Here is a 22,598-nt window from a genome sequence, read left to right on the forward strand (position 1 = left end):
CCCATGGCACTGGAGCGAGAACAGCCGGGCCGCAAGCTCACCGTCGAGGAGCGCATCACCGAGCGCATCCGCGGCTTCGACGTGCCGGCCCTCCTGGACCTGCTCGCCAAGGAGGGCTACGGCGAGGCGGAGGTGGAGTTCCGCAGCCACCGCAGCACCGTGCACCAGCCGCACCTGGTGCACGCCATCGAGTTCACCCGCCAGCCGCGCAAGCGCGTGGTCATCACCGTCAACCTGGGCCTGCTCAGCGTCCAGACGCCGCTGCCGTCCTTCCTCTTCCAGGCCATGGATCGCCTGGAGCAGGACACGATGGCGGACTTCCTGGGTTACTTCGACCACCTGCTGCTGCGGACGCGCTTCGCGGGGCAGTTCCCGGATCGCGACGAATCCCTGCTGCCCGGCTGGGAGCACAACACCTCCCACCGGCTGCGCCTGTTGCGCCTCGCGTGCCCCAGCAGCCTGCACTGGCTCTTCGCGAAGGTCTTTCCGGAGGCGGAGGTGCTGGTGCGCCGTGAGACGCGCCGCCAGCGCATCGAGGCCAAGGGCATCCGCCTGGGCGCCGCCGCGCTCGGGGACGGCAGCGCGGTGGGCGGCTTCGCCACCGTCCCCACGGGCGGGGTGGAGGTGCGGCTGTTCCTCAACGAGCCGCACTCCGGCACCGGCATCCCCTGGGCCGTGGAGGCCCGCCGTCGCCTCAACACCCGCATCCTCCCGAGCCTCGCGGAGACGCCGCTCGCGCTCACCGTCGTCCTGTGCCTGAGGGATCAGAGCAGCTTCGCCCGCCTCCAGGACGGCAGCCATCTGGGTTACGAGCCCCTGGTAGGAGGCCCGGAACAGACCCAGGAGGTCCTCCTGTTTTCGGGGGACACCGCACAATTGCGATCATCGGAAGCCCGCTAGACCTGTCATGTCGGCTGGTTGACGGGAATTCCTGATCGCGCCTAGGCTGTAAATGTTCACTCGGCAGGGCGTACTCCCGGGGCGGCTCCAGTAGTACGGGGGGAAGAAGCGCACTGCGATTGTCAGGGAGTCACCGTGGCCATTCAGGACCAGTTGCCCAAATCCCGCATCACCCTCACGTACCGCACCACCATCAACGGCGAGCAGGAGACGGTGAACCTGCCGCTGCGCCTGCTGGTGATGGGCGACTACTCGCTGGGCACCTCCGAGGACCGCAAGACGGACCTGGAGACGCGCAAGCTGCGCTCCGTGGATGGCCGCAACCTGGACGAGTTGATGAAGGACATGAAGATGTCCGCCAACTTCCAGGTCGCCAACCGCATCAACCCGGACGTGGAGTCGGAGCTGAACGTCACGCTCCCCATCGACCGGATGAAGTCCTTCCACCCGGATGAGATCGTCAAGCACGTGCCGAAGCTCAAGGCGCTGCTGCTCCTGAAGACGCTCCTCGTGGAGATGCAGTCGAACATCGACAACCGCAAGGACCTGCGCCGCGAGCTCTACGAGCTGTTCTCCAAGCCGGACGCGCTCAAGGAGCTGCTCAACGAGCTGAAGGGCTACGAGACCATGCGTCTGCCCTCCGGTGAGACCGCGAAGACGGACGCGCCCGCCGCTGGCGCCGCCGCCGCCAAGCCCGCCACGGGTGCCGCCGCCGCCACGGCCGCGGTCGCCGCCACCGTCGCCGCCGGGGCCAAGCCGCCCGCCGCGTCCTGATCCGCCTTCCTTCCTCCCTTTCCGAACTTAAAAGGACTCCGCCATGGCTGAGACCACCTACCTGAAGCGCCTGTTCAGCAGCGTCCGGCTCGATCCGCCCCAGGAATCGGCGCCGATGATCACCACCAACTTCGCGCCCGCCGCCGACGAGCAGCAGGTCACCCTGGAGAGCCGCTTCCTCTCCAGCGTCGCCGCGCTGCTGCAGAACGTGGCCCCCGTGGAGGGCCCGGACAACACCGCCCGCTTCGACAAGGGCCAGGTGCTGGACGTCATCAGCCGCATCGATCGCATGATCGACGCGCAGATGAACGAGATCCTCCACAACGAGACCTTCCAGAAGCTGGAGTCCACGTGGCGCGGCCTGGACGACCTGGTCAGCCACACCAACTTCAAGGCCAACATCGCCATCGACATCCTGGACGTCGCCAAGGATGAGCTGGCGGAGGACTTCGAGAACAACTCCAGCAACATCTTCGCCGGAGCGCTGTTCGACAAGGTCTACATCCAGGAGTACGACCAGTACGGCGGCCGTCCTTTCGGCGCCATCGTCGGCCTGTACGACTTCTCCTCCACGCCCGCGGACCTCACCTGGCTGCAGCGCATGGCCAAGGTGTCCAACGCCGCGCACGCGCCGTTCATCTCCGCCGTGAACCACAAGTTCTTCGGCTGCGAGACCATCGAGGAGATGGAGGCCATCAAGAACCTGGAGGGCGTGCTGGCCCACCCGCGGTTCGGCCGCTGGAACGCGTTCCGCGACACGGAGGAGGCCGCGTACGTGGGCCTGACCTTCCCGCGCTACGTGCTGCGCCTGCCCTGGCACCCGGACAAGAACCCCTGCGACGTCCTCAACTTCACCGAGACGGCGCGCGGCGACTCCGACAAGTACCTGTGGGGCAACTCCGCCATCCTGCTCGCGCGCAACATGGTGAAGGCGTTCGAGATCTCCGGCTGGTGCCAGTCCATCCGCGGCCCCAAGGGCGGCGGCCTCATCACCGGCCTGCCCGTGGACACCTTCTCCCTGCGCGGCCAGGAGGAGATCAAGGCCCCGGTGGAGATCGCCATCCCGGACTACCGCGAGTACGAGTTCGCGCGCAGCGGCTTCATCCCGCTCGTGTACCGCAAGGGTTCCAGCGACGCGACGTTCTTCAGCACCCAGTCCGCCAAGGTCGCCAAGACGTTCAAGGACCCCAAGGACTCGGAGAACTCGCAGCTCGTCACCAACCTGGCCTACACGTTCTCCATCACGCGGCTGGCGCACTACGTGAAGTGCATCATGCGCGACAACATCGGCAACACGGCGGACGCGCCCTACATCCAGCGCCAGCTGGACTCGTGGCTGTCCAACTACGTGACGACCGTGGCCAACCCGGACGACCTCACCGTGCGCCGCTTCCCGTTCAAGGCCAGCAGCGTGACCGTCTTCCCGCGCCCCGGTGAGATCGGCTGGTACGACTGCAAGCTGGCCGTGCTCCCGCACATCCAGTTCGAAGGCCTCAACGTGGAGCTGATGCTCGAGTCGCGGCTCGGTTAGGCCGCATCCCCACTTGGGGCAGGTGAGAGCCTGCCCCGCTTACCCTGGAGTGACAGATGCCCCAGTTTTCGCGGAACCTGGACGTGTATCAGGGCTTCAACTTCAAGAAGGACAAGCAGAGCCCCGTCGGATACATCACCGCCATCACCATCGGCGGCGAGGCGCTGAGCGCGGATCAGGAGACCATCAAGGATCCTGAGAACCCGGACGCGGCCATCGCGGACAAGGTCGTCGCCGTGCTCAACCACTACCTGTGGGACACGGGCGTGACGGACGCCATGTACTTCTCCGGCCAGGTGTCGGTGGCGAACAAGCAGAAGATCGCGGAGATGCTGCTGGGCAACTTCAGCAACATTGAAGTGAACTTCAAGTACGTCATCTACGAGTACGACCCCATCGGGAAGAAGTACTTCAAGTCCAACTTCCTGGACGCGGAGATGAAAGGCCTGCTGGAGAAGAACGGCGACGACCTGAACATGTCCATCGCGGACAACGAGTCGCGTGAGGTCCAGTCGCCCAAGAACTTCACGTTCCAGATCGGCATCAAGCCGCAGGCGTCCGAGCAGTCGCTGAACCTGGCGACCTCGTCGACGAAGAAGATCGCCAAGAAGTGGGGCATCACCGAAGCGGCCGCCAAGTAGCGTCGGCCGCGGTCTGCGTCTAAACCGGGCTGGGAGCAGGACTCGCTCCCGGCCTGGGTCAGGCGGGTGGAAGGAAAGAACGGCGCATGCAGCGGTACAAGCTCGCACGGGTCCGCTGGCACGTAGGCCAGACGCTTCTTCCGGAGCATTTCGTCGCGCAGGAGGACGCGCTGGACGCGGAGATCCGCCTCCACTCCACGCTGTCCGGCCTGCCGTCCTACGGCGTCGCGAACATGGCCTGGAACGAGTCGCTCCTGCAGAGCGGCAGCCTGTCCATCTCCGCGCTCACCGTCGTCACCAAGTCCGGGGACCTGCTGGACGTCCCGGGCAACGCCGTCATCGCGCCCATGTCGCTGGAGGCCGTGGGCAAGACGGAGTTCATCGTCTACCTGCACGTGATGAAGGAGACCGTCAGCGCGGAGGGCATCCGCCTGTACGCGGATGATCCGCCGGTGCTCCAGCGCGTGCTGCACAAGCTGCAACTCTCCACGGAGCCGGTGCTGGACGGCACCGTCGCGTCGCTGGGGCTGGCCGCCGTGTCCCAGGACGAGGACGGCGCCTGGCACACGTCCACGGACTGGGTGCCCGCGCTGCTGCTCGTGGGGCCCAACCCCTTCCTGGAGAAGCTGCTCACCACGCTGGACGACCTGCTGGATCAGGTGCGCCAGCAGCTGCTCACGAACATCTCCGACACGTACCTGCGCACGGACCGGCTCACCAACGCGCGCCGGGCCCTCTTCGAGGTGCAGCGCCTCATCGCGCTGCGCCGGGACATGTTCCGGCAGGTGTACGTGCACCCGTACCACCTGTTCGACGCCTTGCGCCGGCTGTACTTCGAGGCGTGCTGCTACCTGGAGATGCTCCCGGACGACCAGATGCCGGTCTACCAGCACGAGGGGCTGAACGAGTCCCTGGGCGGGTGGATCCGCCTGCTCCAGCGCAGCTTCCAGCCGGAGGCCACGCGCTCCACGCACAAGGCCTTCCAGGCGAAGGAGGGGCAGTTCCAGCTCACGCCGCTGCCGCCGGAGATCCGCTCCGCCAGCGAGGCGTACCTGCTGGTGCAGCGCACCCAGCCCGGGGAGCGCACGCCGCTGGACGGCGTGAAGCTGGCCAGCCCCTCGCGGCTGCCGCTGGTGCGCCGGCAGGCCCTGAAGGGTGTGCCCTTCAAGCACGTGCCGTATCCGTCGTTCCCGCACGCGCTGGGGCCGGAGATTGACTGGTACCTGCTGAGCAACGGCGAGGAGTGGCAGCACGCGCTGCGCGAGGACGGCCTGGCCTTCTACGTGACGCCCGCGCTCCGGGGCGCCCAGACGTCGCTGTTCTGGCGGAGGAGCTAGACGCCATGGCGCGCGCACCGTTCCTGGACAAGTTCGCGGCCCGCAGGCAGCACGCCAACGTGCGCGACAGCCTGGAGCACGTGATGCGCAACATCGAAGCCGTGCTCAACACGAAGAAGGGCTACGGCTTCTTCATGCACGACTTCGGGCTGGGCGGGTACACGGAGAAGCTGGGCACGCGCGAGCTGGTGGAGGCGCTCACCGCGGAGATCCAGCAGGAGATCACCCAGCACGAGCCCCGGCTGGCGGAGCCGGAGGTGAAGCTGCGCGGCCGCGACAGCGCGCTGTGGCTGTACTTCGACTGCAAGGGCACGTTCGACGAACAGCCGTGCCACCTGACGTTGATGTTCCACTCCACCACCGGCCGGGTGCGCGTGCAGGCGGAGGACACCTGATGGCCTTCGCCGACCGCCTGGACCTGGGCCTCACGCTCACCATCGGCGGGACGGCGCACGCCATCCCCTCGTCGGACGTGCTCGCGTTCGAGCTGGACCTGCACGGCTGGGGGCACGAGGGGCGGGTGGAGTTCCGCGTCCTCGACGAGACGGCGCACGGCGGCCAGAAGCAGGACAAGCTGCTGGCGGACTTCCTCAAGCCGGACCTGGTGGAGGTGGCGCTGGAGCTCAAGGCCGTGCACTCCGACACGGCGACGAAGCCCACCTTCACGTCGCTCAAGGTGAAGGGGCTGGGGCTGGACAAGGCCCTCACTGAGGAGGGCGTCGCCCAGGTGAAGGGCGCGGGCATCACCTACCGGCACTACACCGTGCGCTTCGTGGACCCCGCGCGGCTGCTCTGGTCGCAGCACCACCCGTGCGTGCTCTACACGCAGAAGACGCTGCAGGACGTGCTGGACGCGCACAAGGGCGACAAGATCTCCCTGGCCAACGACTGGGCCGCGCAGCTGGACGCCACGCTGCCGCTCATCTTCCTGGGCCTGACGCCGGAGGCCGGCGCCAGCTTCTACGACTTCGTCGTCTGGTTCGTGCACACGCGTGACGGCGTGCTGGCGTACGACTACACGGCGCAGGGCTACCAGCTGCGCGCGACGAAGGACGCCACCGGCACGCCGCTCACGCTGAGCGCGGCGGACGTGGACCGCGTGGCGGTGGTGTTCCCGGAGGTGGCGCGCCACGACGTGGCCATCCTCAACGCCGCCGCGGAGAGCCCCAAGAACCAGGCCATCACCAACGCCCAGGCCGTCACCGGCATCCGCCAGGACGTGCTGCTGCGCACGGACATCGCCGACGACGTGCAGGCCCGCGTGACGCTGGAGACCGCGCGCCTCAAGGTGCGCGGCCTGGAGGTGGAGCTGGACTGGAACCGCTTCCCGCCGGTGGCCTTCGCCCCGGGCGCGCTGGTGAAGCTGCCGGACACGGCCGGGTGGAAGGCGGCGGGCGTGCCGTCCACGGAAACCTTCCGGGTGCGCCGGATGAGCCTGCGCGCGGAGCCGCTGCCCGTGGACGGCGACGACGCGGGCCCGGACGGGGAAGGGGAGGAGGGCGCGCGGCGGCCCAAGCCGGAGAGCCGCTACCTCGTCTCCTTCACCACGCGGCTGGAGAAGAAGGACGAGAAGCACGTGGACCTGCCGCCCTTCACCGCGCCGGTGTACCCGCGCTTCGTGGAGGGGCTCATCGTCAGCGAGGTGGGCGAGCAGAAGGACGAGACCTGGCAGGCGTACACGGACGAGGCCACCTCGCTGGACAGCTACAAGGTCAAGCTGCCGCTCTTCGCGAACCAGATCATCCAGGTGCCCTTCAACGCGAACCTCCAGCCGGGGCACTTCTACTTCCCGGCCTACAAGGGCGCCCGGGTGCTGGTGGCGCTGGACTTCCTGCGCGCGTGGCTCAAGCGCCACCTGGACTGGCGGGCGGGCGCGCGGCTGCCCTCGGACGGGCAGGGCGTGCACCTGCTCGTCGGCAAGACCACGACGAGCGGCACGTCCATGAGGCACTTCTACGAGGACAACAAGCCGCTGTGGCGCCTCATGCGCACCAACGAGAGCGACACGGAGAAGATCGAGCTCAAGGAAGGCAACCTGCTCATCCTGGTGAAGGAAGAGTCCGCGTAAGGCGGGAGGGACCCGATGGGCACGCTGGTTTGCAAGATCGAGCTGGACAAGGTGAAGGGCATCACCGTCCAGGTCGACAACGCGGATGATCAAATCACCCAGACCGTCGTGATGGACGGCACCAGCATCACCATCACGGTGAAGGGCCAGCAGGAGACGAGCACCATCGTGCAGAAGCAGGACAGCATCGTCGTGACGGTGAAGGACCTCACCTTCGACACCGACACCATCACGATGAAGTCCAAGGGCGTCTCCAAGTGGACCAGCCAGGACACGTTCACGGTGGAGAGCACCAAGGACATGACGCTCAAGACGAGCGCCAAGCTCACCCAGACGGCCACCAGCGACGCGAAGCTGTCCTCCAGCGCCAACGTGAACATCGAGGCCACGTCCAAGCTGGCCATGAAGGGCAACATGGGCGCGGAGATGGTGACCTCCGGCGGCGAGGCGAAGGTGGACGGCGTGACGCTGAAGCTCGCCGGCAAGTCCCAGGCGGAGATGTCCAGCGCGATGACCAAGGTGTCCGGCACCGGCAAGCTGGACCTGGAGAGCTCCGGCATGGCGAACCTGAAGGGCTCCATCACCAGCGTGGGCGGCACGCTGGTGAAGCTGGGCTGACGCAACACATGGCACCAATCGACGTACGGCGGGAGAGCGGGCGGTGAAGGACTTCTCGGAGAAGATCTACCTGGACTTCCTGTCGGAGCTGGACGGGCTGGAGCGCTTCCGTCAGCGCTTCCAGGAGCGACACCCGGCGGCTCCGTTGGACCGCGAGGACCCGGACGTGCGCCGCCTCATCGAGGCGATGGCGTTCTTCTCCGTGCAGACGCGGCACGCCACGCTGCACAACCTGCGCTCCACCTGGCGCCGGCTGTTCGCGGGCTTCTTCGACTTCCTGCTGGAGCCCGTGCCCGCCGCCGCCATGGCGCAGGCCGTGCCCACGGAGAAGATGGTGGAGCCGGTGCTCCTCACCCGGGGCACGGAACTGCGCCTGACGCCCGCGGAGGGCGTCGCGGGCTCCTTCCGTCTCCAGCGCGACCTGCGCGTGCTGCCCATCTTCCTCAAGGGCACGGACGTGGTGCCGCAGGTGCGGAGCGGCCACCGGCTCATCCTGCGCTTCGAGTCCCGCTTCGCGCGCAAGGACGCCATCGACGTGCTCAGCCTGCACGTGCGGCACCTGGACGAGTACCGCTCGTCGCTGGCGGTGTTCCACGCGCTGCGCAAGCACCTGAAGCAGGTGAGCGTCGTCTACGACGAACAGGCGGACGAGCACTCCGTGGGCAGCCCCTGCGAGGTGTCCTTCAACCGGGACCCGCCCGCGCCGGACGACAGCGGCCTCTACGCGCACCCGTTCCAGCGCCTGCGCGCGTTCTTCCAGTTCCCGGAGCAGCAGCTCTTCGTGCACGTGAAGGTGCCGCCGCCGCGCGGCAACTCCTGGATGCGCTTCTGCCTCTGCCTGGACCTGGACAAGGACTGGACGGTGGGCCGTTCGCTGCACCCGGACTTCTTCCAGCTCTTCACCGTGCCGGTCGTGAACCTCAAGGCGGAGCCCGCGCAGGTGGTGGTGGCGGACGGCACGCGCGCGGAGCACCCCATCCTCAGCATGAGCGCGGGGCGCGAGTTCAGCCTGCACTCGGTGACGGGCGTCTTCGAGATGACCAAGGCGGGCCTGTCCCCGCTGCGGCCCGCGTTCCTGCCCGGCAAGGGGCCCAGCTACGAGGTGGACGAGACCTTCGACGAGAAGCTCACGTCCCGGCAGAGCCTCATCGTGCGCATGCCGGAGGCGTTCACCGCCCCGCGCAAGATCGTCCTGGAGGCGCTGTGGCACCAGCCGCAGTTCTCCGCGCAGGCGGCGGGCAGGGTGGAGGTGTCCGTGCCGGGCCGCCACATCGAGGGCCTGAAGTTCCAGACCGTGGGCAGCCTCCAGCCCCACCGCGACAGCGTGCTACGGGATGACGTGGAGGCGTTGACGCAATTCCTCGCATGGAAGGCGAAGCCCACGCTGGGGCGGGACGAGGTGGTCGCCCTGCTGGGTCACCTGGGGACCCCGGCGGAGAGCCCGTTCCGCCGCGTCCTTCCGTGGCTCAAGGAGTTGAAGTTCAGTGTCGTGCCCGACAGCGCGCTCAAGGGGTCGGGGCTCCGGCACGCCTACGAGGCCGTGATGGAGCCCTTCGACCAGAGCTTCGAGCCTGTCGTCATCTGCTTTCTTGAGCAGTTGAGGGACCTGCTTGATGCTTGGAACAACGAGGCGACCGTCGAGCTCAAGGCCTCGGTGGCGGGGTTGGGGCCGCTACAGCTTCCAACATAGACAAACACACGCATGAAACTGGAGCATTGGAACACTCTCCTGGCCACGCAGCGTCGCGTGCGCCAGCTCCTCGACCGGGCCCTGCCCGCCGAGCCCGCCCCGGGTGCGCGCCGGCCGCAGGGCAGGGTGGGGCAGGAGGCCCTGGGCCACCTGGAGCAGGCGCTCATGGTGGAGCTGGAGCGCCTGCGCGCCGTGTTCGGCGCGGACATGAGCCCGGACGAGGTGGAGGATCTGATCCGCCCCTTCGTCTTCTTCCTGGATGAGTGGGTGCTGCGGCGGCTGTCGGACGCGGAGCAACATCTCTGGCCGCTCCTGCAGCAGAACCTGTTCCAGGTCGACTCCGGCGGAGACCTCTTCTACGACTTCGTGGAAGAGAAGTTGCGCCGCAACGACACCCCCTCCATCGTCTTCGAAATGATCCGCTTCTGCCTGGCCGCGGGCTTCACCGGCCGCCTCGTGGGGCAGCCGGAGCGCATCCGCGACCTGAAGGACCGCATCTCTGAGCGCATCCCGCAGCCGGCCGCCATGGCGCCGCCCGCGCCGGTGGTGCAGGCCTCGGTGCCCACCGTCTACGACTTCCCGGTGCACTACTACGCCGTGACGGCCGCCATCGTCCTGGGCCTGCCGGTCTTCCTGTGGTGGGTCTCCAATTGAGGCCCTTCCCGACACGCGACGGCCGTCCTGCCGCGCCGGCCCCCAAGGCTCCGCCCAAGACGCTCGCGCTGCTGGACGCGCTGGAGCAGCAGGTGGGCGCCCAGTTGGGATCCTTGCGCGAGGGCGTGCAGCCCCTGCTGGACTCCGTGCGTGAGGGGCTGGTGGCGCTGGATCCGCCCGGGGACGGGATGCTGCCGTCGCCCCTGGAGCAGGAGAAGCTGCGCGCGAAGCTCACCGCGACGCTGGAGGAGGCGGAGGACGTGCTGGAAGCACTCCAGCTCGCCGTGACGCCGGCCGGAAGGAGCGGCGGCTGACCGTGGGCGCGCTCCAGTCCATCCTGGCCGCACTGAAGGCCCACTGGGTGCTCGTGTTGGGCATCGTGGTGGTGCTCGCGGCCATTGGCGTGGGCGTGACGCTCTGGTGGCGCAAGCGGCAGCGCGGGCCGTCCCTCGCGGGCGAGCAGAAGCCGCTGGCGTCGGGACAGCTGCTGGCCATCCGCAAGCAGTTCCTGTCGAAGCTGCCGTGGCGCTTCCGCGCGTCCGTGCGGGACTTCCCCACGCTGGTGGTGCTGGGCCCCGCGGGCAGCGGCAAGTCGGACCTGATTGAAGCGGAGGTGGACTGGGAGCGGCAGAAGCGCCAGTTCATGCCCAGCTACACGGACGACCCGCTCCTCAAGATCTTCCTGGGGCCGGAGGTCGTGGTGCAGGAGCTGGCCGCGCCCGTGCTGGAGGACGACTCGCACCACGCGCGGCGCGCGCTGCGCCGGCTGTGGAGGGCCACCTTCGGGCGCAAGCACGTGGGCCGGGTCGTCATCGTCCTGAAGGTGAACTGGCTGCTGGAGACCTCTCCGGACGAGGTGAAGCGCGTCACCCAGCTCCTGCGCGGCAAGATCAACCTCCTGTCGGAGGTGTGTCAGGCGCCCGTGGAGACGCGGCTGGTCCTCACGCACATGGACAGGCTGGACGGCTACGCGGACTTCGCGCAGCTGTTGCGCGCGAACGGCGTGCCGCTGCAGCTGGCGGTGCCGCCGGCCGGCAGGGAAGGGGAGCTGGCGAACGCGCTCCAGCCCATGGAGAAGTACCTGGCGCTGGGGCTCACCTCCCTGGCGCCGGACGCGTTCGAGCGGCTGGCGTCCTTCTACGCGCTCGGCGGCGAGGCCTTCGCGGTGCTGGGGCGCTTCGTGTCCACGCTGGTGGAGGGCGGCTCGCTGGCGTACCCGCTGAACCTCCAGCGCGTCTACCTGGCGTCGAAGGGCAAGGACGTCCCGCCGACCGGGGCGCTGGCGGTGCAGGCGGATCAACCGGTGGAGCAGCTGGTCCGGGACTACCGCTGGACGCACCTGCGCCGGTGCGCGGCCATCATCGCGGTGGGCTGCCTGCCGGTGCTGCTGGCCTACGCGCACTTCTACCGGCTGCTCTTGCGCGCGCAGGACAAGCTGGACGCGTTCCAGGTGACGGTGCAGCGGCTGGAGGAGCGCAACCAGAGCGTGTCCGGCTCCGTGGTGGAGTCCCAGACGAACGACGCGGTCCGGGCGATGGAGGACCTCTGGGGCGCCACGCGCTACTGGCCGCCCCTGGCCCACAGCTTCACCGACGAGTGGGAGGAGCTGCGGGCCCGGCTCGCGCGCAGCATCCGGATGTCCTACCTGAAGCCGATGCTGGAGAAGTGCCAGGACCAGTGCCGGCGCTGCGCGAGCGAGATTCCCGGCTGCCAGCCCGCGCCCGCGTTCGCCAGCCGGAGCACGCGCGCCACGCCGCTGACCCCGGCGTCCCGCGTGGATGACGGCTGCCACCAGGAGACGCTCTGCCGGCCGGAGCAGGTGCTCTACACGCTGGGCGTGCTCTACGCCTCGCGCAACGAGGACCTGGGCCAGTTCGTGCTGCGCAGCGTGCACGGCGCGCACAAGAAGCAGCTGGGGTGGACGGCGGAGGCCTTCGGGCTGAGCCTGGCGGGGGCTACGGACCAGGAGCCCAACTGGCTGGATGCGATGGGCTTGGCGGAGCCGATGATCGCCAACTACGTCATCGCCAGCGACAAGCCCTTCGACGAGAACGTCCCCTGGACGCGCTGGCCCTTCTCCTACCTGACGATGGACGGCCTGCTGGGCCCGTGGCGCGACCACTTCACGCAGCTGCAGGACGCGCTGGCCGCGAAGGAGCTGGACCTGGCCCGGTGGCGCGCGCTCGGCGACGATCGCGAGCGGCTGCGCGCCTCGCTGGTGGAGACGGCGCCGTACAGCTCCGCCCGCAAGGTGATGGACCTCATCAACGCGTCGGACGCGGAGCCGGACGCCAGCCAGCTCAAGGGCGTGGGCAGCCTGCTGGACTCGCTCGACTGGCTGCGCCAGAACCGCCAGACGCTGGAGGCCATCCTGCGCATGGAGGACGAAGCGGACGCCGCCCTGCGCGCCGCCGCCCGCATGACGCCCGCGGAGCTGCTCACCCGCGCGGACGGCCTCTTCGCCCCCAGCGACGGCGACGCGCGCTACTCGGTGGAGGTGCTCCGGCGCGACTACGAGTTCCGCCCGATGGACGTGTCGCGGCAGCTGCTGGACAAGGTGCTGCGCACGCTGAAGGAGACGGGCCGCACGCCGTTCGACGGCAACGCGCTCAACCCGCGCACGGGTGAGACGACGTCCGAGGTCGCCTCCGAGGGAGTGGGGGACGACGACACGGAGTTCACCAGCGGGCAGGCCCCGGTGGTGGGCCGCGTGCTGGGCAAGGCCGCCTTCGACGCGCAGCTGAGCCCCCTGGTGGACGAGTTCACGGAGCGGCTGGCCAAGTCGAGCCTGTCGCGCGAGGAGGCCGTGGAGCGCGCCACCTTCGTGCAGGGCAAGGTGCAGACGTTCGCGAAGCGCTACGGCCAGGACCTCTACGCGACCTACCGGGGCTACCGCTTCCGCACCACGCCGCGCGGCTCGCTGGCCAGCGACCTGTCCGTGCTGCTGCAGCCGTCCTCCCCGCTGGAGGCGATGCTGCGCGACGTGGCGGTCCGGGCGGGCGTGGGGCCGCTGGAGAGCGAGTACTACGCGCCGATGCGCGAGGCGGTGGCGCCCTTCAAGCCGGTGGTGCAGTTGATGACGCCGGACAAGGCCGGCGCGCTCACGGAGCTGGCGGCCTACACCACGCTGGTGTCGCAGCTTCAGCAGGAGCTGTCCGGGGTAAAGCCCGCGCCGGTGAAGCCCGCCGCGCCCAAGGACCCCGCGGCTCCGGCTGGCGCGACGGCGTCCTCGGCGGGCTCGCAGCTGGCGGAGATGCTGTCGCCGGTGGGGCGGGTGGCGCTGAGCATGCTGCTGGAGGAGGAGGACTCGTACCTGCGCCGGGTGGACGCGTGGCTGGATCAGCACGGCCTGGTGGGCGAGTTCCGGCTGCCGTTCCGCCAGCCCTTCATCGTCGTGCGCAACCGGGGCCGCGCGGAGCTGGAGCGCGTCATCGCGGAGCAGTGGACGTACCAGGCCCGCCGCACGCTGGATCCGCTGGTGAAGCGCTATCCGTTCAACCCCAGCGCGTCGCAGGAAGTGGATCCGGTGGAGCTGGAGGTGCTGCGCCGCAAGGACGGGGCCTTCTGGCAGTTCGTCACCCAGGTGCTGTCGCCGGTGGTGGAGGAGCGCGGGTCGGACTGGTCGATCCGCTATCCGCTGAAGTCGCGGCTGCTCCTGCCGCCGCGCATGCTCTCCGCGCTGGGCCAGCTGGGCCGCCTGTCAAAGCTCCTGTGGGACGACGAGGGCAAGCCGCGGCCCCTCGCGATGCAGGTGCGTCCGCTGCCGCTGCCGACGGCGCCCACGCCGGACAGCTTCGTGACGCTGTCGTACCTGAAGTGCGGCGGGGCGGCGTCGTTCGGCTTCAACCAGCGGCCGGCCTGGGGTGAGTTCCCCCTGAGCTGGTGGAGCCCGCAGCCGTCGTCCATCGGCGTGGAGCTGCGCTCGCCGTCGCGGGACGGGAAGCGCTACCGCTCCATGGAGATGTCCGAGTCGTCCTGGAACTGCTTCCGCCTGCTGGAGTCCGCGACGCTGACGGACCAGTCGAACGTGGTGTGGGTGCTGCCGGGGCGCGGGCTGGCGGCGAACGAGAAGGTGCTGGAGATCAGTTTCGGGCTGCGCGGCGAGCCTTGGGCGCCATTCCGTGGGGTGGTGCCATGAAGGGCGTGAGGCTGGCGGCGGGGCTGGTGACGGCGGTGGTGGTGGGCAGCTGCGCGGCGCCCAGCCTGACGGTGAACGTCAAGGCGCCGGCGGGCACCAACCAGGGCCGGCCGCTGTACATGCTCGTGCGCACGGTGTCGAAGACGACGATGACGGAGGGCTACGCGGACGTCGCGGCCAAGGTCATCAGCCCGGACGAGTCCGTGCTCCAGACGGTGGTCATCTACCCGAGCCGCACGAAGCAGGTGAAGATCCCCCTGCCGCCGGAGCAGGCGGTGGCGGTGAGCTTCCTCTTCACCACGCCCAACGGCGCCTGGCAGGCGCTGCTGGACGTGCCGGTGCCCAAGACGGTGGACATCGAGCTGCAGGAGAGCCGCATCCGCACGGACCTGCCCAAGAGCGTCCCGGCGCAGGACTCCACCACGCCGCCCCCGCCCGAAGCCCCCAAGGCCCCGGCCGCGCCCAAGGCCGAGCCGCCGATGTCCCTGGCCTCCCCCAAGTAGGCTACGACGCGAGCGCGTCCAGCTTCGGGCCCAGCGCGTTCAGCGCGGACGTCACCCGGCCGTTCGCCGCCGTCACCGGCTTCGCGAAGGCACCGCCCTGGAGCTGGGCGCCAATCGCATCGAGCGGGGAGAGGAGCTGCGGCTTCTGCGTCGTGGCCTGGGTGGAGACGGAGTCCACCTGCGTCTGGGCGCCCGACTTCAGGCCCTCCGCGCGCTGCTTGAAGGCCGCGAGCGCCTGATCCGCCTGGGAGGCGAGCGACGTCTCCGCGCCCGCGCGGGCCTGCTCCAGCGACGTCAGCCCGCCCGTCACGGACGTGTTCGTCGTGCCCAGGTGCGAGTCCAGCCGGCCCTTCGCGGACGTCACCTGGCCCTCCGCCGAGTCCCGCGCCGTCCGCATGCCCTGCACGGCCGCGTCGATGCCGGAGCCCACCTGCGCGTCCAGGGCCTCCAGGCGCTGGGGCACCTGCGTGTCCAGGGGCGTCACGCGGGCGGCCACCTGCTGCTTCATGGCTTCAATCTGCTGCACGCCCTGGTCCTTCACGGTGCCGATCTGCGTGACGGCCGCGGCGATGATCTGCCCCACCTGCGCGGTGGCCTGCTCGATGCCCTGGAGGATGGAGTCGGTGAGCGTGCCCATCTGCGTCACGGCCTGGGTCGTGGCCGTGTCGATCTGCGTCTGCGCCTGGGTCTGCACCGTCTCCACCTGGGAGACGATGGTCTGCTGCACCGACTGGAGCTGCGTGCCCACCTGGGAGGAGAGCGTCCCCAGCTGCGTGGTGATCTGCGTCACCACCTGCGTGATGCCCTGCACCGCGGGGCTCACCAGCGGCTTGGGCAGGTCCGCGGCCGGGATGGCGTCCAGCAGGCCCATGGCGCGCTCCAGCAGCGCCTCCAGTGAACCGACGATCTGCTGGAAGAGGGTCTGGAGCTGCTCCAGCTTCTGGGGCAGCACCTCGAACAGCGCCATCACCTGCTGCTTGAGGGCGCTGACCGTCGCGACCAGGGTGTCCAGCGTGGTGAACGCCGCGTCCAGCGTCGCCTTCAGCGGCGCCTTGACGGTCTCCACCGCCGTGAGCGCGCCCTGCACCAGGCCGTCGATGGTGCCGCTCACCGTGGTGATGGCGGCCTCCACCTGCTGCTGCACCTGGTCGATGAGCTTCTCCACCGCCGTGAGCTGCGCCGTGACGCTGGCCACCTGCCCGGCGATCGTCTTGCCCAGCGTGTCCAGCGCCCCGTCCGCCTGCGTCTTGCCCGCCGTCAGCGACGGGGCCACCTGGGTGTCCAGCGGGTCCACGATGGCGGCCGCCGCCGTGGCAGCGGCCATCAGCTGATCCACCAGCGACTTGCGCTGTGCCTCCAGCGTGGACTGCTGCTGCTGGTGGGCGTCCTTCGTCGTCTTGCCCGCGTTGGCGATCTCCCGGTGCAGCGCCGCCAGCGCGCTCACGGGGTCCTTCACCACGCCGTCCAGGGTGGAGGTGAGCTGCGTGCTCCGGCCCGTCGCCGCGTCGCGGGAGGTGGCCAGCCGCACCAGCACCGCCGCCAGCGCCGCCGCGATCGTCGACCCCACGCCCGTGAGGTCCTGCGTGAGCTGCGAGCGGGTCTGCTCGATCAGCGCGTAGCCCTGCGCGCGGCGGGCCTCCGTCTCCTCCCTGGGGCCATTGCGCTTCGCGAGCTTCGCGTCGAAGGACTTCTTGTCCGCGTCGCACTTCTGGGCCACCTGCTGCTGGAGCGCGGTGAGCTGTCCTTGCGAGGACTCGGCGGAGGACTTCGCCTGCGCCTCCATCCCCTGGCTCTTCGCCGTCGCCTCCTGGCCCAGCGCCTCCGCCTGCGTGCGCGCCGTCGTGCTGGAGGCGGTCAGCGCCTGCTGGTGGCCCTGCACCTCCGTGGCCAGCGCGTCGAAGCGGGGGGAGGGGTCCGCCAGCGTCACGTTCGCCGCGTTCACCTGCGCGAGCAGTCCGCCCAGCGCCCCGGAGATGGACGGGCGCAGCGCGGCGACCTGCTCCACGACGCCCTGGACCAGGGTCTCCACCTCGCCCTTCGCGGTGGACAGGCGCGGCGTGATGCCGGAGCCGAAGCCCTCCACGGTCGACTTGTGCTTCGCCACCGTCGCGCGCAGCTCGTTCATTTCAGCCCCGCGAGCGCGGCCTTGGCATCCGCGGCGGCGCCGGAGAGGGCGCCCGTCTGCCCATCCACGCCATTGAGCGCGCCGGTCAGCTTGGCGCGGGACTCGGCGGCCTTGCCCTTCACCTGGGCCTCCGCGGCGGCGAGGGCCGCGCCCGTCTCCTCCGTCGCCGCGTTCAGCTTCGCGTTCACCGCCGCCATGGACTCCTTGTAGGCCGCCGTCGCGCCGCTCACCGCGCCGTCCACGCCCGCGGTGAGGTCGCCCTTCGCCGTCTCCACCTGCGGCGTCACGTCATACGTGGGCGTGGTGGTGGCGCCGCCGGGGTTCTCCTTCGTCTGGATGAGGAGGTGGCCTTCCGACAGGCGGATGATCTCCGTGTCGTTGGCGTTCACCCGCCCCAGGTTCCACACCGGCTTGTTGTCCTGGAAGTCGTGCGTCAGCGCCGTCTGGTTCGCGCCGTTCTTGCCGAAGAGGATCTGATCGCCCTGGCTGTCCTGGGGCATGCGCACGCCTTCGCCCCAGTCCAGGAAGCGGTGCAGCTCCGCGCGGTCGAAGTGCAGCCCGATGAGCGCCCGCTCGTTCTTGTACGGAGGGAAGTAGAACGTCCCCGGGAACTGGTTGGGCTCCGCCGGCACGCTCACCGTCTTGTTCCACAGCGGGATCGCCACCCGGTAGTTCGTCACGGACGTCTTCTGATCATCCACCTGGAGGTAGATGCGGTCCGTGGCCTCGCCGCCGGGGCTGTGCACCTTGCCCTCGACGTAGATGGGGTAGCGGGGCGGCCGGTACGCGGGCAGCTCCGGCACCGGATCTGACTTCTGCTCCAGCAGCACGGACAGGGTGACCTGGTAGCCCTCCATCTCGTCCTGCTGGCCGTCGTGCGGGCCGGCCTGGAGCCCCGCGCCGTCGAAGGACAGCTCCGCCACGCGCAGGTCTTCCCCCAGGCCCGTGAGGCCCGGGCTCCACCGCCCGCCGTCCAGCTTGAGCAACGCGCCCGGGTGCAGCGCGATGGGCGGCACGTCGAGGAACGTCAGCCGCAGGCGCCGCTTGCGCACGCGCAGGCGCTCCTTCTCCAGCGACTGGCGCTGCTCAGCCTCCGCCGCGATGGGTGTGCGCACCAGCACGTCGTGCTGGATGCCCGCCACCGCCTGGGACTGCTCCAGCGCCACCGTGGTCGCGCCGGCCCCGAAGCCATTCAGAACCCGCGCGCTGTGGCGGATGACCGGCGGCAGCTCCACGTCCACGCGCGCCACGTGCTTGCGGCTGAGCCCGGTGACGGCGCCCACCGCCGGTTTCTTCGCGGAGAAGGTGTACGTGTCGCTGAGGCTGTCGTACGTGAGCACGCCGCCGCGCGTGTCCACGAACCAGAGGACGAAGTCGTAGAAGCTGGCAGCCGGGTGGTCATCACCGATGCCCAGGCACACCATCGCGTGCTTCTCTTCCAGCGCGTCCCAGTCGTAGGTGAGCAGCAGGCCGCCGGGCTTGTGCGCGTCCAGCAGTTCCGACAGCTTCTTCGCCGTGTGCAGCTCCACCGGGCGGTGCTGCTTCCAGAGCACCCGCGCGGGGTCCTCGAAGGTCACCGTGTACTGGCGGAAGGCCACCGCCACGCTGTCCTTGTCGCCGTGCGCGGTGCCGCTGACGCGCTTCTCCGTGACGATGCCCTGCACCACCAGCGGGGCGGGCGGCGGGTCGTACACGCCGGACAGCGCCAGCCGCACCCGCACCAGGTCCGGCTTGCTGAACGCGGTGAACAGCGCCGCGTCCGCCTTCTCCAGCGCCGTCCAGAAGGTCAGCGTGCAGCGGAAGCCCGTGGGCGTCATCCGCAGCGAGAAGTCCTTCACCTGTCCGCCGGGGATGGCGTACGGCTGCTCGCCCGCGGTGACGGTCAGCTCCAGCTTCAGCTTTTCGGAGAAGGGGAGCGCCATGCCGTGCCTACCGGGCCTTCGCCTGGACCTCCTCGCGGGTCAACGCGCCCCGGGCCTCCAGCGCGTCCATCATCGCGCGCATCACGCGGGCCTGCTGCGCCACCATGCGCTCCAGGTCCGCCACCTGCTGCGTGAGCGCCTCCACCTTCGACGTCAGCTCCGCGTCGCGCACCACGGGCGGCGGCGTGGGGGTGCGCGGGGGCGGGGCGCTCTCGGGCTGCGGCGGGGCCAGTTCGAAGGTGGCCTCGTCCATGCCGAAGCTCAGCGGCGTGGCGGCCGTGGAGGTGACCTCCCCGTGGTAGTGGTGCCGGATGGCGCGCTCGATGGAGGACGCCGTCGCCACCACCACCTGGAGCTTCTGGCCCGAGTGGAAGGCCAGCTCCTGGAGGGACTCCACGTTGGTGGGATCCGACGTGGCCACGGTGAGCGTCTTGGTGCCGGGCTCGTAGGCGATGGGGAAGACGGTGTAGCGCTCGGCGATGTCCACGCGCAGCGCCTGGAGGGCGGACGGGACGGGGAGGTGCTTGTCCAGGTCCACCGTGGGGATGGCCAGCTGCCGCGACAGGGCGTGCACCATGGAGCTTTCGTCCACGACGCCCATCTGCACCAGCGTGAGGCCCAGCCGGCCGCCCCACTTGCGCTGCTCGGCGAGCGCGCTGCGCAGCTGGGTTTCGGTGAGCAGGCCGGCGTCCATCAGGATCTCCCCCAGCCGCCGCTTGCGGTTGGGGCCCGGGCCGGGAGGAACAGAGGGGGGAGCAGTCACGGCCGGGCAGCATAGCAGCGCTGGGCCGCCCCCAGGCTTTCGGTGGGTCACAAACAGGCCAGGGGGCCGGGGATGGGATAGCCTTGGGCCCATGGTGCGAAGCCGAAGCCTCCTTTTCGCGGCAGTCCTCGTCGCCTTCACCGCCGGTTGCGCCTCGCAGCGCCTGTCCGGCGCGGACCTGGACCGGGTCCAGCGGCCCGCCTTCATCTCCCGCATCGAGGATGGCGCGGGGCCCAAGAGCCGGGTGTTCCAGGAGGACGACGCCTATTCGGGCAAGCTCAAGAAGCTGGAGCCCAAGGAGGCGGACCGCCGGCTCACCGTGAAGCTGCAGCAGGCCGTGACGCGCTTCGAGCTCTCCGAACGCCTGCGCGTCACCACCCTGTCGCGCCTGCCGGAGGAGGCCCCGTGGACGGACACGGTGGACCCGGCCCGCGTGGCCTCCGCGCTGGAGAGCTTCCTCGTGGAGGAGGTGCCCGCCAACGCGCCGGACTACGACCTGATGGCCCCGCTGGGCGCGGACACCGTCGTGGAGTTCGTCATCCAGGACTTCGGCATGCGCAGCGAGGACGGCCACGCGGGGGCCTACCTCAAGGGTTATGGGCGCATGTTCCGGCTGGACGGGCGCTCGGAGCTGTGGCGCCGGCCGTTCGACCTGGACGCGGTGGAGCAGAAGGCGCCGCACCTGGATCCGTTCAAGGTGGGCAAGGAGCCGGAGCTGTTCCGCCTGGCCATGACGGAGCTGCTGGACAAGGTCGCGGACATGTTCGTGAAGGACCTGACGCCCCAGAACCGCAAGGGCGCGGCCCCCACGGGCAACACCGCGCCGGACACCGTGCCCTCCGCCGTCACCCCGGCGCCCGCGCCTGCTGCCGCGCCCACCCCGCCCGAGCGCCAGCTGCCCCCGGGCGAGCTGCCGGATCCGGACGCCTGAGCGGCCTGAAGCCTAGAAGAGGGCGTGCTCGGCCAGGAGCACGCCCAGTCCCACGACGAAGCTGATCAGCGTCACGGGCACGCCCACGCGCAGGTAGTCCATGAAGCCCATGCGGACCTTGCCGCGCGCGGCCTCGAAGACGATGAGGTTCGCCACGCTGCCCACCAGCGTGAGGTTGCCCGCCAGCGTGGAGCCCAGCGCGAGCACGTGCCACGCCAGCTCCGGCTCCTGCATGGCCGGCACCCACGCTCGCGCGAGCATCACGAAGGGCACGTTGCTGAAGAGGTTGGAGGCCACGAGCGTGAGGCCCGCGAAGCCCAGCGTCTCGCGCCACGGCGGCCCGGCCATCAGCGGGGAGAACAGCTGGCGGATCTGCTCCGCCCAGCCCGCCTTGTTCACCCCGTGCACGACGACGAAGAGGCTGGCGAAGAAGAGCAGCAGCACCCAGTCCACGCGCTCCAGCGCGTCGCGCGATTCGTGCCCGGACAGCGACATCACCAGCACGCCGCCCGCGAGCGCGCTCCAGCTCATGGGCAGGCCCACGAAGAACGCCACCACCACGCCCAGCAGGCTCCCCAGCCCCAGCGCGAGCAGCCGGCGATCCACCTCCAGCGGGGGCGGGTGCGTGTCGAAGCGCGCGGTCGGCAGCTCCTTGCGGAAGAGGTACAGCAGCGCCACGGCGACGATGGCGGTGGAGATCACCGCGGGCAGGGCCATGTACGCGGCGAACCGCGCGTAGCCCAGGCCGGACGCGCCCTGAATCAGCATGTTCTGCGGGTTGCCGGTGAAGGTGGCCACGGAGCCGCTGTTGCTGCCCATGCACACCGCCAGCAGGTACGGCACGGGCGGCAGGCGCGCGTCCTCCACCACCACCAGCACCAGCGGCGTGAGGAACAGGCACACGGTGTCGTTCACGAGGAACGCGGACAGGAACGCGCTCACGAACGTCACCGCCACCAGCAGCAGCCGGGGCGTGTGCGCGACCTTGAGGGCCTTCGCTCCGGCGGCGCGGAAGAAGTTCGCCTGCGCCAGGTACACGGCCAGCAGCATCATCCCCAGCAAGAGGACGAGCGTGTCCATGTCGATGGCCTGCCGGCCCCGGTCCGCGCTGTGGCCGAAGACCTCCGCGGGCGTGACGACCCCGGCGACGACCATCAGCGTGGCGCCCAGCAGCGCGCCTCCGGGACGGTCCAGCTTGACGAAGGGCAGCCTCGCCCCGGCGATGAAGATGTACGTGAAGAGGAAGATCGCGAGCGCCACGGGCGCGGGACACTATCACGGTGAGCACGGCCGTCCTGCCGGTCCGGAGCGTGTCACTCGAAGGGCTGTGTCATTCCGGCACGGCCTGACAGCGAACCTTCTCGTGCAAGCCTCGTGCGACCAGGAGTGCATAGGGCCAGCCCCGGCTCGTCGTGTGATTGCCGGGGGCCTTCACCCGCCGGTAGTTGACGATCAGATCCGGACCGTCCTTCTCCGGTTTCGGGATGTACTGGACGGAGTCGATGATGAGGTCGGTGCCATCCTCCTCGCTCGTGGGCGACACGCAGAGCACCCAGGTGATGAACTTGAAGTTGTTCTTGGGCCGAGCGACCTGGTGGATCAGCCGAACGTAGGGCCCCTCCAGGTGTCCTTCGGCCGGAAGGTCATCCCGGTCATAGGCACTGGCGGAGACCATCTGTTCGAAGCCCTGTTCCCGGTAATCGGTCTTGAAGCTCGCGCGGATGTCGGGATCCGCCGCCCCCGCGCTCGCTCCAAACAACAGACAGGTGAGTCCCAGCCCCCATTGAAATCGCATCGGTGCGCCTCCTTCATGGGGGCTCTGCAAGCAGTGCACCATGGAGCGACGCTCACGGAGGCCCCCTGAGAGCACATGGCGTGTGACAGTTTGACCCTGGACCGCGCTGCCCGGCGGGACGGAGTGTCCTTGCCCATGCCGTGCGTCGAGGCTCGTGGTGCCGTCGGTCCAGGTAGGAGTCCACCCCTCTGCTACCGCCCGGCTGGAA

The 22,598-nt window shown here is 69.6% G+C and carries 19 protein-coding genes; 14 read left to right on the forward strand and 5 right to left on the reverse strand.

Going from position 1 to position 22,598, the window contains the following annotated elements; genetic code table 11:
- The first annotated feature begins 3 nt into the window (after window positions 1-3).
- The 13 genes from AABA78_RS16175 to AABA78_RS16235 all read left to right on the forward strand — a co-directional run bounded on the left by AABA78_RS16175 (window position 4) and on the right by AABA78_RS16235 (window position 14,854).
- Window positions 4-900: a type VI secretion system baseplate subunit TssG gene (locus tag AABA78_RS16175; RefSeq protein ID WP_338263968.1), complete on the forward strand. Its 897-nt coding sequence runs from the start codon at window positions 4-6 to the stop codon at window positions 898-900.
- Window positions 901-1,035: 135 nt separating this feature from the next.
- Window positions 1,036-1,674 (forward strand): type VI secretion system contractile sheath small subunit, encoded by a 639-nt coding sequence (tssB, locus tag AABA78_RS16180; RefSeq protein ID WP_338263969.1) that lies wholly within the window; start codon window positions 1,036-1,038, stop codon window positions 1,672-1,674.
- Window positions 1,675-1,717: 43 nt separating this feature from the next.
- Complete coding sequence (tssC, locus tag AABA78_RS16185; protein WP_171416721.1) at window positions 1,718-3,205, forward strand: type VI secretion system contractile sheath large subunit; 1,488 nt, start codon at window positions 1,718-1,720, stop codon at window positions 3,203-3,205.
- Between the two features lie 56 nt (window positions 3,206-3,261).
- Window positions 3,262-3,846 (forward strand): hypothetical protein, encoded by a 585-nt coding sequence (locus tag AABA78_RS16190; RefSeq protein ID WP_171416722.1) that lies wholly within the window; start codon window positions 3,262-3,264, stop codon window positions 3,844-3,846.
- 86 nt (window positions 3,847-3,932) lie between these two features.
- A complete protein-coding gene (tssK, locus tag AABA78_RS16195; protein ID WP_338263970.1) occupies window positions 3,933-5,183 on the forward strand; it encodes a type VI secretion system baseplate subunit TssK in 1,251 nt (416 codons plus the stop codon).
- A 5-nt stretch (window positions 5,184-5,188) separates the two neighbouring features.
- Window positions 5,189-5,578, forward strand: coding sequence for a GPW/gp25 family protein (locus tag AABA78_RS16200; RefSeq protein WP_171416733.1), 390 nt, complete (start codon window positions 5,189-5,191; stop codon window positions 5,576-5,578).
- Window positions 5,578-7,251 carry a hypothetical protein gene (locus AABA78_RS16205; protein ID WP_338263971.1) on the forward strand — a complete coding sequence of 558 codons (1,674 nt, stop codon included), beginning with the start codon at window positions 5,578-5,580 and terminating at the stop codon, window positions 7,249-7,251. The genes AABA78_RS16200 and AABA78_RS16205 overlap by 1 nt, the downstream gene beginning before the upstream one ends.
- 15 nt (window positions 7,252-7,266) lie before the next feature.
- Entirely contained in the window at window positions 7,267-7,869 is a 603-nt protein-coding gene (locus AABA78_RS16210; protein WP_338263972.1) for a hypothetical protein, read from the forward strand.
- Between the two features lie 43 nt (window positions 7,870-7,912).
- Window positions 7,913-9,559 carry a type VI secretion system baseplate subunit TssF gene (locus AABA78_RS16215; RefSeq protein ID WP_171416747.1) on the forward strand — a complete coding sequence of 549 codons (1,647 nt, stop codon included), beginning with the start codon at window positions 7,913-7,915 and terminating at the stop codon, window positions 9,557-9,559.
- A gap of 12 nt (window positions 9,560-9,571) precedes the next feature.
- Complete coding sequence (locus AABA78_RS16220; protein WP_338263973.1) at window positions 9,572-10,213, forward strand: DotU family type IV/VI secretion system protein; 642 nt, start codon at window positions 9,572-9,574, stop codon at window positions 10,211-10,213.
- Complete coding sequence (locus AABA78_RS16225) at window positions 10,210-10,527, forward strand: hypothetical protein (protein WP_338263974.1); 318 nt, start codon at window positions 10,210-10,212, stop codon at window positions 10,525-10,527. Before AABA78_RS16220 ends, AABA78_RS16225 begins: the two co-directional genes overlap by 4 nt.
- Window positions 10,528-10,529: 2 nt before the next feature.
- Window positions 10,530-14,351 (forward strand): type VI secretion IcmF C-terminal domain-containing protein, encoded by a 3,822-nt coding sequence (locus tag AABA78_RS16230; protein ID WP_338263975.1) that lies wholly within the window; start codon window positions 10,530-10,532, stop codon window positions 14,349-14,351.
- Window positions 14,348-14,854: a hypothetical protein gene (locus tag AABA78_RS16235; RefSeq protein WP_338263976.1), complete on the forward strand. Its 507-nt coding sequence runs from the start codon at window positions 14,348-14,350 to the stop codon at window positions 14,852-14,854. The genes AABA78_RS16230 and AABA78_RS16235 overlap by 4 nt, the downstream gene beginning before the upstream one ends.
- 1 nt (window position 14,855) lies before the next feature.
- Here the strand turns inward: AABA78_RS16235 and AABA78_RS16240 are convergent, their stop codons facing one another.
- The 3 genes from AABA78_RS16240 to AABA78_RS16250 are packed head-to-tail and all read right to left on the reverse strand — an operon-like array spanning window position 14,856 to window position 19,664.
- The gene (locus AABA78_RS16240) at window positions 14,856-16,979 is read right to left on the reverse strand and encodes a hypothetical protein (RefSeq protein ID WP_338263977.1); all 2,124 of its coding nucleotides are present in this window, start codon (window positions 16,977-16,979) and stop codon (window positions 14,856-14,858) included.
- Window positions 16,976-18,901, reverse strand: a complete 1,926-nt coding sequence (locus AABA78_RS16245) for a hypothetical protein (protein ID WP_338263978.1) — start codon at window positions 18,899-18,901, stop codon at window positions 16,976-16,978. Before AABA78_RS16245 ends, AABA78_RS16240 begins: the two co-directional genes overlap by 4 nt.
- 7 nt (window positions 18,902-18,908) lie before the next feature.
- Window positions 18,909-19,664, reverse strand: coding sequence for a GspE/PulE/PilB domain-containing protein (locus AABA78_RS16250; RefSeq protein WP_338263979.1), 756 nt, complete (start codon window positions 19,662-19,664; stop codon window positions 18,909-18,911).
- A 91-nt stretch (window positions 19,665-19,755) separates the two neighbouring features.
- Here AABA78_RS16250 and AABA78_RS16255 point away from each other — a divergent pair, with 91 nt between their 5' ends.
- On the forward strand, window positions 19,756-20,595 hold the full coding sequence (locus tag AABA78_RS16255; protein ID WP_338263980.1) for a hypothetical protein: 840 nt from the start codon (window positions 19,756-19,758) through the stop codon (window positions 20,593-20,595).
- Between the two features lie 12 nt (window positions 20,596-20,607).
- Here AABA78_RS16255 and AABA78_RS16260 read toward each other — a convergent pair whose 3' ends face one another.
- Complete coding sequence (locus AABA78_RS16260) at window positions 20,608-21,855, reverse strand: ArsB/NhaD family transporter (RefSeq protein ID WP_338263981.1); 1,248 nt, start codon at window positions 21,853-21,855, stop codon at window positions 20,608-20,610.
- A gap of 70 nt (window positions 21,856-21,925) precedes the next feature.
- Window positions 21,926-22,390: a hypothetical protein gene (locus AABA78_RS16265; protein WP_338263982.1), complete on the reverse strand. Its 465-nt coding sequence runs from the start codon at window positions 22,388-22,390 to the stop codon at window positions 21,926-21,928.
- Between the last annotated feature and the right edge of the window lie 208 nt (window positions 22,391-22,598).

It is taken from the genome of Corallococcus caeni (assembly GCF_036245865.1).
GTDB lineage: Bacteria > Myxococcota > Myxococcia > Myxococcales > Myxococcaceae > Corallococcus > Corallococcus caeni.